At 65.5% G+C, this 14,707-nt stretch carries 1 protein-coding gene (cut by a window edge); it reads right to left on the bottom strand.

What is annotated here, in order from left to right; all coding sequences use genetic code 11:
* Nucleotides 1-14,707, bottom strand: the beginning of a protein-coding gene (locus tag ACQP1G_RS30525; RefSeq protein ID WP_433193049.1) for an ADP-ribosyltransferase. 22,292 nt of this gene lie to the left of the window's left edge; the window shows 14,707 of its 36,999 coding nt (coding positions 1-14,707); the start codon lies at nucleotides 14,705-14,707; the stop codon falls past the left edge of the window.

Genomic DNA, 14,707 nt, shown 5'->3' with positions numbered 1-14,707 from the left:
GATGACGCTTGGGCTCCATGTTGGGTTTACGCACCGAGATCCAGGAAAGCAGCTCCACCTGACTGGACTCGAACCTCACTTGCGCACCGGTGACCGGATTGCGCCCGTAGAACTCGTAATCCCGGTCACCGGGTTCCGGCTTCCGACTCAGGAGCCCCCACTCGCGAGCCGCCTGCACGGCGGCGAGCTCATTTCTGTGGATTCCCTCCAATCCCAGCCCGGTGAAAACCGACTGCAGCCGCGGTTGGAGCTCGGGCACGGCATTGCTGAGCTCACTGCTCGACTTGCGCCGCGCGACCCGGACAAGCAGGTCCACCTCGTCGGGCTGGAACGGCATCGGCTCGCCGGACCTCGGCTGCCGCCCGAAATACCGAAAATCGATGTCGCCGGGCAACGGATCCGGCCGCAACCAGCCACGCTGCCGACCCGACGCCACTGCGACCAACCCGTCGCGACGGTCGCCCTCCAACCCCAAGCGGTCGAACACGCCCGCCATGAGCTGATCGGTCTCGGGATCGGATGTGCCCCGGGCAATCAGTTCCAGCGCCCGCAGTTGTTCATCCGTCGGCGCCTCGACGGGAGGCAGATCCCGCCGGATGGCCACCACCTCCACCGACCCCACACCCCGCAAACGCTGCATCAAATCCACGACCGACAGCGTCGAGGTCCCCGTACCGGCCTCATCGACATCGAACCCGCGATCACCCCGCACGATCGCCGACACGGTCCGCTCCCCATGGTCGGTCGCCTCGCGCCAGGACGCTCGCGTCCCCGCGCCGAAACCGTTGTCACCCAACGCATGCAGGAACCGGCCCGCGTCCCACACCCGGGCAACCCCATCGGCCACCGCGGGCTGCACGACCCGCACCACACCTCCCGGCCTCAGCCTCGGCCAACCTGACCGCAATCCCTCCCGGAACACCGCCAACCCCACCACCACACGACCACCCACCCCATCGCCGTCCCCCGCACCAGCCATCCGTACCTGCCGGCCATCCGCCGACTCCTCTACCGTCCCCACATACCCGCCCCCGCTGCGATCGGTGAACTCCAACCGCGTCCCCGCCGGGAAATCGACGTCCGAGAACTTGTCTCTGAAAACGCCCCAACCGAACACATCAACCCGATCGTCGCGATTCACATCCGTGGGGTTGAGGGTGGCGCCTGGTTCGTCGCGTCCGAGGCGGACGAGTTGGTTCTGCTCGGTGCCGGATTTTGCCCGGTCGCCCAGCGGATCGGGATGCTCGATCGGATGGCCGCCGTCGAGTGTGATCAGTGATGCGTAAACCGTCTTCAGTTCCCGGAGGGGCTTCGGCAGATTCGGGTGAAATCTGCCGAGTTCATGGTCTTCGGTGTGGATGTTGCCGTGCGTATCGCTTCTGGCGAAGTACAGGTGGCCGCCGATGTCGTGCCGGCCGGAAGGAGTCGTGTAGATGTCGATGGTGACCGCGAGGGCCGGTGCATACGCGCGGAGGAAGCTTTCCAGACGAGCATGATTGCCGAATTCGGGGACCGGTGTGCCGATGTAACGCACAGTCGCCGAGAAGGTTTCCCCTCCCGGCCCGGTGGACGCGGGAACGGTGATGTAGCGGCTGCCGACGAGATCACGGACAGCGGTCAGGTTGGTCCGGACACACTGATTGGGGGGAGCGACCGGACGCTGGAGGGGTCCCAGGGTCGGGCGTTCACCGATACCGGAGTTGGTGGGGTGGTGGTACGTGCTGCTGCCGGCGGCGGCGGGTGCCGGGGCTGCGGGTTGGGGGCGGAGTGTGGTGATCAGGGTGCGTGGCTTGCTGTAGAGCAGGCCTTCCTGTATCCGGCTGTTGGCTTCTTCTACTGCTCTTCTGCAACGATCATCCGGAGATTCACCGTCGATAGCCTCGATTCCGAGGTTTATGAACAGTGCGGGCCTTGCGTCTTTTATCTTGGTTAGATCGGTATGGTATCCTCGCGATTGTATGTAGCGGAGGACGTCGTTATTTTTGAAATATCCTGCCTGATAGCTCTCGAGCATCTTCAGCTGAATTTCCGGCAGTGTGACCTTCCGCTTTCCCGGTGCGAGGCCGGCTTCGAGTTCTAGACGCGCTCGGCGGGCTTTGTCTACGGCGGTTCGGTCGAGGAGATGCCACCGGTGAACTTCGGTCATGGCGGAGTCGAGATCGGAAACTCCGAATTTGGTGTTCAGGGTGGAGGGCGTCAGCATGTCCCGGGCTGCATTCGGTTTGACATCAGGAAATTCGGTTTCTCTGATGTGCTGCGTGATATAGACGTGCCTTCTCCAGCCGGCGGCGCGGTGTTCGTAGACCACCCTTTGCCGGTCCGTGAGCGTCGGGCCGAAAATTATCGTGGTGTAGGGGACGGATGAGGCAGACGGGGTATCGGTGGGGTAGGTGGCGTGCCGGTAGGTGTTGTTTCGGGGGTGTTGTCGGATGTGGTGGATACTTTGTCCGGGGGTGGGGTTGGTGACGAGGGTTTGTCGGGTAATTCCGGTTCGGGTGAGGTCGATGTTGATTTTGGTGTGGTCGATGGCAGGGTGGAATGCGAAGGGGAGTCCGGGGTGTGTGGTGGATCGATTGTGGGTGGGGTGACCTTCGCGGAGTGCGATGATTTCGTGGGCGAGTGCTTCGAGGCGCGTTCGGTTTATGCTTCGGTCGAATTCGGCGCGGCGGGTGTTTTCCGCGCGGCGCAGGTCCGGGTCGTCGTAGAGGGGGTCGTTGTCGACTTGGTGCCGGTAGTGGTTTTCTTGGGCTTGCAGGGTGTCGATGTAGTCGTTGGTGATCAGGCCGACGTATTCGTCCCGGCGGTCCTCCAGGCGGTCAGCGATGCTGGTGTGTAGTTGTTGTATTCGTTGGGCGTTGTTTTCGCGGAGTGCGCGGGCGATGGCTGTGACGGGTGAGTCGTGTTCATCGCTCCATCTGGTGGGTGTGGGGGTGTGTATGGTGACGCGGCTACGGGGGTCGAGGGTGGTGGCGAGGTTGTCAAAGAATTGTTTCGCATTGATGGTTTGTTTTTCGGCCGAGAGAGTGTGGTGCTCGATTCTTCCGTTGGCGAGGAAGGTGGCGGTGCTGTTGTCGGCGAGTTCGATTCGGGTACCGATGGTCAAGGTGGGGTAATGGTCCCGGCCGGTGAGTTCGGCGACGGTGGCGTGGGAGATGGGTCCGGAGGTGTCGGGTGTGGGGTGGTGGACGACGGTGGCGGTGATGGTGCGGTCGGTGGCGGTGATGTGGTTGCGGATGACGTCGAGGGCGTGGTCCCCGCGGTAGACGGGTTCGTCGTTGTCGGCGGTGGGGCCGGCGGTGTGGCTGTAGTAGTCGAGTTGTACGCCGCTGTCGTGGGTGATTGTGAGTCGGAGTGTCTTCTTGTGCTGGTCGTTGAGGTAGATCCGGGTGCCGGGCGGGTAGTTGCTGGTGCCGGTTTGCAGGGGAAGGGCGAGAGTGAGGTCATCCAGCAACTCGTGGGGGTCGTCGAATACGGGGTTGCCGACAAGGGGGAGCATGACGCCGGGATCCTCGGGGCCGAGGCTGATGCGTGGCTCGCTCGGTGTTGTCGGTGGCTGGATGTGAGGGGTGATAGGTGCTGGGGTTGGGCTGCTGCTCGGGCGTTCACCGATGCCTGCGGCGGGACCCGCAGGGGCTGGACCGGCGGGACGCTGAAAGGCACCGCTGCCGTCGCCGGGCGCCGCAGCCGTCTGCGAGTTTACGAGCGTTCGTATCGGGAGGCCGTTCTGGTCGAGAAGCGCACCTGCGGCGATCATCCTTTCGGCTTGTATCACCGCCCTTTTCACCCTGGTTTCCGGAGAATGCCCGCTGATCTCGGCAATTCCGAGTTTCTTTACGAATAGATTGCTTCTCTCTTTGGTTATTTTCGACGTCGTGACATATGTCCCTCGAGCGCGCAGATGGCGGGTAATGTCCTGCGTGTCCGTGCGACCTTGCTTGAAACTGGTGAGTAGCGCCAGATGTGTGTGCGAAATCTTGACGGGCGTATCGGGTATATCGGGCAGCGGGTATCTGGTGATATCCGCTTCATCGAACCCGAGACGCGCTCGACGAGCCATTTCGACGGAGTTTTCGTCGAGTATGCGCCACCGGCGTACTTCGAGCCTGGCGGACTGGAGATCGTGCACCCCGAGCCTGCGATATGCGCTCCCATTGCTGCTGCCTATCGTGAAGTTGGTCTCCCAGGGGTCATCGGTAGAAAATACGCCGACGCTGCGAAGGTAGCGTGCGATGGCATCGGTGCCGGTCCAGCCGCCCTCGTAGTGTTCGAATACGGTCTGTTGCTTGGGCGCGAGTTTGGGGCCGAAAATCGTTGTGGTGTAAAGGTTGTTGCGAGGTGTTCGTGCGTGCCGGTAGGTGTGGGCGTCGGGCTGTTGCTGGAGATAATGAACCTTCTGGCCGGGTGCGGGGTTGGTGATGAGGGCGTGCCAGGTGGCGCCCTGTTGGATGATGACGTTTTCTCCGGCGTGGCCGATGGCGGGGTGGAAGGCGAACGGGAGGCCCGGGTGTGTGGTGGACCGGTTGCCGGTGGTGGTGCCGTTGCCGATTGCCGAGATCTCGTCGTCGATCGCTCGATGGCGTCGGCGGACGATATCTTCCCGGAATTCGGCGGCGCGGGTGTTCTCGGCGGCGAGCGCGGCAGGGTCGGTGTGCCGGGCGGGGTCGGTGAGGAACTGCAGCTGACGCCGATCTTCCTGGGCCAATGCGGTATCGATGTCGTCATCGGTGATGAGGCGGGCGAATTCGTCACGACGAGCCGACAGGAATGCGGCGATCGCTCCGCGCAGTTCCGGCAACATCCCACGGCTGATCTTGTCGAGGATGTGGGCGACGGCGGCGACGGGTGTGTGGTGGTGGTCGCTCCAGTCGGTGGGGCCGGGAGTGTGGACGGCGACGGGGGTGATATTTCGCGTTCCGTCGGAAGTACGGACATGCTCCCTGACGAACTCGACGGGGGTCATGTTCAGCGATCCATCGGGGGTCCGGACCTCGGCCGTGTTGTCGGCGAGGATGGTGGCGGTGGCGTTGCCAGGGAGATCGATCCGGGTACCGGTGAACAGGGTCGGGTAATGGTCGTGGTCGGCGAACGCGGCGACAGTGGCGGGTCCGGAGGTAACGGGCGCATCCGGTGCGGGAAGGTGGACGACGGTGGCGGTGATAATCCGGCCGGGGAAGCCGATATGGGTACGGATGAGATCACGAGCAGCCTGACCGGGATAGGCAGGCCCATCTTCGTCGGCGACCTCCGCGGCCGCTTGATGGTAGTGGTGATGCGGCCGCACCCCTCCGTCCTCGGTAACAGTCAGACTCAGAGTCAGGTGCGGGTCGGTGATATAGAGGACGGTCCCGGGCCGGAAAGCACCCCCGGTCGGTGAGGCCGGAAAGTCCACCAGCACATCCGGATTCGGGAACATCAGTATCCGACCCGGATCACCGTCGGACCCGAGACCGATCCTCGGCTCGATGCGGGTCTGGATGGCGGGTACAACGCTGGGATCGCGTTCGGGGCCCGCGCGTGGTCCGGGGGCGGTCAATGGTGTCGTGCCGGGGTCCGAGCCGGCGGTGGCTTCGGGTCTGTAGAGGCCGTGTGCGCCGGGGCCACTTATCCGGAGGGTGTAGAACTTCGGGATGTGCCGGAGGGCGACGGCGATGATGCCGCGGCGGGGAGTGGTGTTTTCCGGCGGATCGATGCGGCCGGGGTCGGGAAGCCATGTCGGGTCTTCCGGGGCTTTGCGCCTTTTGGCGCCGTCGATCGTGGTCCAGAAGATCACTCGGTCGGCGGATTGCCAGATCCTGCCGCGGATCGGGGAATACATTTCCGACGTGCCGTCCGGGGACTCGCGGAAGCGGGTGCCGTTTCCGTCGGTGGTGTATACGGATTCGTCCACGGAATCGCGGTATTCGATGCCCTCCGCCGGGGTGGGGTATCTGCCGTGATTGTGCGGGTTTTGGAGTAGGAGTCCGACCGGTTTCCCCTTGTCGCGTTCGACCCCGAGGACCTGGTATGCGTGATTGGATTCCAACCCCCGTACCGCGTCGGCTTCTCCGAACTTCCTCGTCCCGAGCACCACCGTGGTGCCGCGCTCGGGTCGCAGTGCCCAGTCGATGCGGTCGGCGATCGCCTGCTCGAGGAATTCGTGGCCGGTGGGGAACTCCCGGAGTTCGGGCGGTCCGCTGTATATCGCGCGGTGGTAGTCGGCCAGGATGTTCTTCTCGGTGGTCCACTCCTCCGGGAACTGCTCGTCGAGGTACTTACGAAAGCTCCGGGGATCGCGCAGACGCTGGGGATGAACGTATTGCTCGTGCGTGGCTTCGCGGGTGGCCCTGGTGGCGGCGCGGACGTCGCGAGGGGCTGTGGGGTCGTCCGGATAGAGGTCGTTCACGGCTTTCCACACGTCAGCGGACAGAGCCTCGAGCTGCTGCTCGCGGAGGTGGATACGGTCGGTCAGGTGGCGGGCGAATTCGGGGTCGCCGCGGCCTGCCGCCATCAGTTGCCGCAGGGTGTCGGTGTCGAGACGGAACGGGTGCAGGAAGTCTTTGTCGTCGATGACCCGGCTGGGCTGAGTCAGCGCGCCGTTGGGGGCGCGGTGGAAACCCTTGTCGAGGTAGGGCTGGGTCTTCAGTCCGCGGAGCCCGTGGTACCCGTCGATACCACCGAGGCGTTGCGCGAAGGCTTTCTCGATCACGCTGGGCCACAAAGGTTCTCCGGGTTCGTGGCGGGCGAAGTGTCCGCTCTCGGTGCCCGCTGTCACGTAGATTTCGTTCAGATTGACGGGTTCCCAATGGAATTCGCCGTCGATGACGAGCCGGACACTGGCCCAGCCGTTTTCGTGGTCGTGGAGTAGTTCGCGAATCAGCTGTGGGTCGCGGTCCGCTTTCGCATTGAGCACGGCGATCAGATCGCAATCTGCGGCGCGGCCCTGGCGTGCGTCGCCTGATCGTGGGTCGTGCGGGAACAGTTCCCCGTCGGGTCGGTCCAGCGTCGGCATGTCCGGCAGGACCTGGCGGGGGATGTTGTGGGCGAGCCAGGTCGCGGTCCCGGGGTATTTGATCGACAGGCCTCGAGGCTGGGGCATTGCGACGAGTTCGGTTCCGTACGACATTGTTCCGACGTCGAAGATGCGGATCTCGCCCGGTACGTCCCAGGTGACGGTGCCGTGGGTGTCGTCGGCGCCGGGGTGGAAAGTGAACTCGGGCACCATGTCCTCGGGAACAACGGCGTCCGGTTTGTCCGGGTCCGGGTCCGGCAGGATGTAGGCGGGGCGACCGGACGGCAGTACGCCCAGGTTGGCTTTCATGTCGCCGCGGGCCGGTAGGAGAACGAGGTCGCCGTCGTGGTTGACGATGGCGAGGGCGGCGCCGCCGTCGGGGTGGTCGATGCGGTGGGCGGTGACCGGAACGGCGGGCGGCGTCCGGGGCAGCTTCGTCTGCTGCTCGTCCCAGGTGGGCGGTTGGAGTGCGGCGTCGTCGAATCGGGTTCGCCGCGGGTGTTCGGTGGTGGGTCCGGGCCATTCCGACCGGAGGATGTCGTCGAGGTGGTCGCCGGAGTAGGTGTCCTCGCCCTCCGGTTCGAAAGGCGGTGTGGCCCTGGGGAACAGGGCGTTGTCGTGTTCGGGACCGAGACCGATGACTGGTTCGGGGGAGGTGCGCTCGCCGCGGGTGTCGAGACTGTCCGGCGGTTGTGCCATGGACTCGTGTTGGGGCGCGGGTGGCGGGGTAGGCAGGCCCATGCCCGGTGGGGCGAGGTCGAGGTTGTCGAGCGCGGTTGTCGCGGGATCGGCCGTCGGTTGCGGTGGCAGTGCGGGTTGCGCGTCGCCGTGCCCGATGTGGGGGGCGAGGAGCTGTTCTTCGACGCGTTGTTGCAGCCTCGGTGTTGTTTCTTCCCGCAGTACCCGTACGGCTTCGTCGACGCGCTGATCGGCTTCTTCGAGGGTGTTCTTTTTGCCTGCGGTGGGGTCGGTTTCGTAGCTGTGGGCGGCTTGGTCGCGTTCGTCGACGGCGTCGAGATACCGGGTGATTTCCCGGATGGCCTGTGCGTCTTCGATCTCCGTGCGGAAGTCCTCCGGTGAGGTGTAAATCCTATAGGATCCGGGCGTGCCGCCGTTGACGCGATCCTCGCCGGACCCGCCGCGGGCGGACCGCCAGATCGCCTGCAGCAGTACGCGTTTCGAGTATGCCGGGCCGCCACTGATGCTGGTGATCACGCCGCCGAGCGCCTTCGCCTCCGCCGTAGGTTTGGGGTCGGTGCCGCGGGCGCCGGATTTGTTGATGAACATGATGCTGCCCGGTTTCCCGAATTTCTTGACCAGGTCGGCGGCCTTGCGTTCGGCGGCGTCCCCGCCGCCGTTCTCCTTGTGCCAGCGGGCGTCGATCGCCGTGTAGTCGAGTTTCACTCCGTCGGCGATCGTCAGGTTGTGTTCCCGCGCATAGTCTTTCATTCGCTGGTCGACGATCGCGTCGACCCAGTCGATTACCCCGCGCTCGGAAAGTTCCTTGTCCCGCCAGTGATTCAGCTCGATCCTGGTCTCCTCGACCATTCGCCCGCCGCCCGGCTTGTCGACCACGGTCTCCACCCGGCGCTCGTCGGCTCCGCGGATCTCGGCGTTGTCGAGCGAAATGTTCCACCGCGGCCGGCCCTTCTGCTCGATCCCCACGATCTCGCCGTCCCGCACCGTGAACGAGATTTTCGCGGCGTCTATGGCATCGGTCGCTTGGCCCTTCAGCTTCGCCTCGCGGTTCTTGAACTCCGCCAGGGCTTCCTCGAACAATTTGTTCTGGTAGAACCGCTCGATTTCCGGCACGCCGAAATAGTCGCCCCGCTCGTCACGGGACCCGCCCCACGCGTCGTACATGGCGTTTTCCACTTCTTTCGCCGTGCCCGACACGCCCTTCGGGTCCTGCAGGAAGCGGCTGCCGATCCACTGCTTCAACGACATCGTCAGCGAATCGGCCGGGTTATTGCCGCGCACGGTCACGCCTTCGACGATGTCGAGGTACTGCCCGAGCTCCTGCAGTCGTGTCTCGCTGGCCTTGTCGCGATCCCACGACAGCTTGTCGGTGGTCTTCGCATTGATCAGCATTACCTTGTCGTGTTCACGGGAGGTGATGAAGTCGGAGCCGCGGTGCAGCCCCCACCGGCCCAGCGCGAACTGCGCGTAATGCCGGGCGTCGGCGTGTACGGCATCCCGGTCGCCGATCACCGCAGCCAGTTTGTCGGCCGCCTCGTCGCTCATACGCGAATGCCAGAGCCCTCGCGTATTTTCCGGCCTGCCGAAGTCCTTGTCGGTCAGTCCGTGTTCGAGCATCGCGAGCCGGAAATTCTCGTACACGTCGCTCAGATGCTGCACTGTCGCCGGGTCCGCGTCTCCGCGCGCACCAGGCGACAAGATAGCTCGGACCACCCCGTCGAAGGCGGTATCGACCTCGTCGAAATTCCCCACCCCCTCCGGCAGCGGCCGGAACCGCCGGGTCACCCCGTGCTCCTCGGCCACCGCGTTCAAGCGATCGGTCAGCGCATCCACCTGCGGCTCGGTGCGCAGCCAGTCCCGCAGCTCGGTCACCACGTCGTCGGACGCACCGGCGCGCTTGATCTCGTCCACCATCGCCTGTATTTCGTGCAGCCCGGCGAACAGCACCCCCTCCTTGGTCCCCACCACCAGCAGACTGCGCCCGTCCTCCAAGGCTTTCCAGGCCGACTGCGGGAACGGCTCGTTCTCGCGCAGCTGCACGATATCCACCCCGGAATCCGGGTGGTGTTCCCCCAGATACGTCCGCACCTCGTCGATCATGTCGACCACCAGTGGATCGCTGCTGGTCAAGTTGGTCGATACGCCGTGCTCGCGGGCATCGCGATACCCGGACATGATCATCACCAGGGTCTTGCCCTCCCCGCCCTTCATATCCGCCGGGCCGAACTCGGTCAGCACGTACGCCAGCATCTGCGTCTCCCGCGGCGTGCGTCCCTGCGGATCACGGCGCGTCATCCATTCCGGCATCGCCGCCACCCGCTCCCAGCGAGAACCGTCGCGCACCAGGCGGTCTACCTCGTCGTCGGACGCCCTTCGCCCGACTACCGGGTCCGTCTCACTGGTACGGCGCAATACCTCGTCCCGGAATACGAACGCCGCCTTCTGTACTGCGTCCGCAGCCTCGAGGGCCTTGAACGAGGCCGCCCGCATCGCCTGCCGCCGATCCGCGAGCCCCGCCTCGTAGGCGTCTCGGTCCGGTGCCTTCGCGCGTCCCACACTCGCCAGACGATCCTCGATCACCCCCCGCATCACGTTCTTGAAATCCGCTACCGCCTGCGGATACGCCTGCTCCTTCGCCTGCAGATCCCGGTGCAGCTCGTTCACCTGCGACTCCGCCGCAGCGTCGCGCTCACGCCGGTTCAACGCCTCGCCCCAGTCGGCGGCCCGCCGCCCGACCTTCCAGTCGAACGGCCACCGTCCCCGCCAACCCGGCACGAGCTCGGCGCGTCTGTCTCGCGCCGCAGCCAACTCCTCGGTGTGATTCTTCGCGGCCGTAAGCAGCGCCTCGTGTTCGATCAGCTCGCTCCGCAGGTCACTATGACGCTGTTTGATTTCCCGGCGCAGCTGGTCGAGGTATTCCCGCCGCGGCTCGTTGCCCGCACGTGCCTGTTCGTACTCGTTCCGGCTGTCCCGCAACGCATTCCCCGCCGACTCGACCCGCTGCTCCGAGGCCGCGATATTGTCGTCGAGCCTGCCCTTCAGACCTGCGTCGAGCTCCGCCTTCGCCGTCTCGTACCTGTGTCGGGCGTCCTTCACAGTGTCGGTTGCCGTACGCAGATGCTCGCGGGCGGTGTTCATCTGCTCGTCGGTGGTGGCACGCATGTGCAGCGCATCCTGTTCGGCGGCAGCGACTCTGGCCTCCGACTCGGCCCGCAACTCCTCGTAGCGCTCCTGCACAGCACGCTGCACGGCCGCATCGTGCTCAGCCCGCGCGGCATCGTGCTCGGCCCGTGCGGAATTGTGGGCGGCCTGCGCGGCATCGTGTTCGGCCCGTGCCGACTCGCGCCGCGCCTCGGCGTCTTCGGTCCTGCTCCGCGCCTCGGCACGTGGGTCCGGCGTCTCCCGTGCCCGATCATGTTCTGCCGAAGCGGATTCCAGTGCTCGACGGGTCTCACGCACCTCGGCCGCAGCGGTGTCCAATCGCTCGCGGGCAGCTATGACACTCGGATTATCGGATTCGACCTCCGCCCGCAATCGCTCACGGAGCTGCACCTCGTGCCGGTCCATCGGTTCTCCGGCACCCGCGGTCTTACGCTGCGGGTCGGTACGTTGCTGACCACCGGGAGGCTCGGGACGAGGCGTAGTCGTCCCGGCCGGAGCCTCGCGGGAGCCGTCATCGCTTCGCTCGTGGACGGAATGTGTGTCGCTGCCGTCGTGTTCGGGGCCGAGACCCGCGCGTGGCTCGCGGTCAGGGGTTGTGCCGATCTCGTAGCGGCCGTCGGATGTGTAGCGCAGGTACGCATTCGGCCGATCCTGCGCGAAGAAGTGTTCGGTCGTCCCGGAGCCGTTCGGGTGCTCGACGACGAGGTTCGTCTCGAACGCGCTCGCGGCGAGGCGGACGTCCCGGTCCACGACCTCGCGCTGTGGCGTCGCCCGCGTCGTGCCGGAATCCGGCGCCGCCGCTCGGCGCCACTCGTTCATCCGGGTGTCGAATTCCCGGCGCCAGTCCTGTTCGCTGCGCCACCGCGCAGTGTCGATCCGGCCCTGCTGCCGCTCTGTATCGATATCGGTGCGCCGCTGAGTTTCCTGCTGCTGCAAGCGGTTCAGGTGGTCGGTGATTCCTGTGCGCACATGATCGGCACCGGGGAGGTCGAGGATGTGGGCGATGCTCGCGAAGAGCGGATCATCCCCGGCGGGCGGGGGCTCCCAGCGTGTCGGACCGGGTTCCTGCTCGGTGTGCCTGGAGCCCGTCGGCTCGGTGGGCGGTGGCGGATTCGAATCAGGCGTGAACGACTCGGCGCCGCGGCGATGCTCCGGGATTCGCTCGGCGACGTGGTAGTGGCCGTTGGCCTCGTCGACCCGGACGAGAACCGCTTCCGGGGCGTCGCGCGGACCGAAGTACTCCATTCTGCCGTCTTGGGTCACGACCACCAGGCGCCGGTTGAAATGGTCGGCACCAACCGTATTGAGGAAATCGCCGAGCTCGTTGTTATAGGCACCGGGCCGGAGCAGGTCCTCGAGTTGCCGGTCGAACTCCCTCGAGCGTTCTTGGTCGTAATGATTCTGAAGGTCGTCCCGTAGCACGACCCAGTCGGCGTGCTCCGGGTCGTCCGGATGGTCGCGGATGGAGATATCGAGATTGGTTATCCCCTCCGACATCTCCCGGAACTGCTCGGACTGGGGGGCGAAAAAGGGGAGCAGTTCCCCCTTGCGCTCTCCCAGGGCCTGGACGATCGGAGCCCGGAGCGTCTCGTGCCCGAACCCGATTTTTCCTTCGGTCACGTGATCTATCGCTGCGAACCAGCAGTCGCCGTCCGCGTCGATGCGGTGCAGGCGATACCCGGGCAGCGCGGCCGCCTGCTCCGGCGTCGGGTCGAAGCGATCCTGTGGTTCGAATTCCAGTACGGTGCGCCGGTTCTCGGTGGTCTGCTCCTCGCGTGCCGGGACAAGGGGCGGGGGCTGCTGGAGGTCCGGATGAACCTTCGATGTGATGTGATCGCCCGGCGGTGAGGTCTGCGTGCGATGCTCGCCGACGGGAGTCTGCGTGCGATGCTCGCCGACGGGGCGGGTCGATTCGGTGGTGAGTCGCGTGTGGGAGCCGTCGCCCAGAGACGAGACGGTCGGGCGTGGCGACTGAGGTGCCGATGCCCTGTCGGTGAGAGCGAGCCCGTCGCTTCGCGGCGGTGCCACGGACTGCGTGCCGCCTGGCATGAGGCCGGTGTTCCGGATGGGCGACTGTGCCGACGGCGTCTCCGGACGAGTTCCGGTATTAGATTGGGGCGCAAGTGAGTTCGTGGAATCGTCGATGTGCGACACGGGTGGGCGCCACCCACCGTCGACCGACGACGACCAGGACGTCGGTGGTTCCCCGCCCTTCCACTCGTCCGGCCGCGGTGTCGTGTGCTGCGAACCCGTCTCGGTGGAACGGGTCGACGAATCCGGCTGGGACTCGGCTGTGTGGAACGGCTGATCCGATTTCGCCGTGTGGAACGACTGATCGGAATCCGCCGTGCGGAGCGACCGATCAGAATCTGCTGAGACGGACGAGTTGTTCCCGCTGCTTTCGTGATTCGACGCGGTGTCGCCATGGGGTTGCGTGGTCGACTGTGGCACAACCGAATCCGTGGAATTCGCGGTGATCGAGTGCTGCGAGGGGGCGGTGTTCGAATCGGTTCCGCCGCGCGCGCCGTTGTTCGCCGTCGAGGCGTTGTTCGTCGTGGAGCCGTTGTTTCCGCCCGCTTCGGTGCGGCCGTTCGTCTGCGGGGTCGTCTGCGGTCCGTGCTGGGGCGCTGTCGAATTGCGGTCGGAAGCGGAATCCGCTGGTGGCGTGCGGGATTCGTTGGTTCGCGCCGGAGGTGTGTCCGAGTTCCCGGACGGTGTCGAATGTGTCGACGCTGCATTGGAGTTCGGGCTGTCGCCGTTGTCACGCGAGGAGTGAGTGGAGGAACCGTCGTGATCGAGGATCTTCGGATCGGGCCGGTCGCGGCTGCCGTCGGTGCTCGGCGGTGGTACGGCGTCGCCGTTCATGTAGCCCTTCTCGCCAAGAGCTTTGAACTGCGCGTGGCCCGCCACGCCGTGGATACCACCGACCAGACCGCCGCCCACGCCGCCGAGGATCGCGGCGGGTTCGAATTCCCACTGGCCGGTGATGGCGCCGTAGGCGACGATGCCCGCTCCGGCGCCGACGACACCGGCGGGTACACCCGCGCCGATCGCGTTGGCTCCCGCCATCCACCACGTCATCTCCTTGGGGACGACCAACTTGCCCCCCAGCAGCTCCTTTCCGCCGAACTTGGTCAGCGCCTGGTTGGTCCACTTGCCCAGCTGCTTTCCGATGACACTGCCGACCGGGGCGGCCACCACTCCGGAGATTCCGGACACCGCGGTCATGGTGGCCAGCTGTTTGCCGTCGATTCCGTCGCGGTGACCTTTGCCGATCTGGATGGACTGGGCCAGCAGGTCGGTGCCGAAGCCGATCGCCGCCTGCTCCGCCCCGACGATCGCGGCCAGCTTCCACATCGGCAGCTCCGCCATCCATTTGGCGTGCCTGGCCAGGGCGGTGGTCAGGGTGCGGCCGATGCCCTGGATGACACCGACGGCTTCGACCTGCATCGCCGGGATCGCGAACGCGCCCCACATGGTGGCCAGGGCGTAGGCGATCTCCGCGGCCAGGATCGCCAGGGTGATGATGATCTGCAGCTTGGCGTACTCGACCTGGGTGCCGCAGTCGCGGCACGACTTACCCAGCTGCTCCAGCTGTCCGGCCAGCTTCTCGATGGACTGATCACCGGTGAAGAACTTGTCGAACTGGTTCTTCATCTTGTCTTCGCCGTCGCCGGAATAGCTCGCGAGCGCGGTATTGCAGGCGGTGTGCAGAGCATCGATGATGTCGTGCACGCCCTTCGACGCGGTCTGCCAGTCGTCGCCGAGGGCGAACATCGCATCTTCGTCGCCCTCGGGCCACTCAGCGCCAGCGAGGTAGCTGAGCCACTGCAGCCCCTCGGGCATCTGGATGCTCAT

This window comes from Nocardia sp. CA-107356, assembly GCF_050946365.1.
Classification (GTDB): domain Bacteria; phylum Actinomycetota; class Actinomycetes; order Mycobacteriales; family Mycobacteriaceae; genus Nocardia.
Note: the sequence above shows the minus strand (reverse complement) of the source record. Positions and strands in the feature narration are given on the sequence as shown.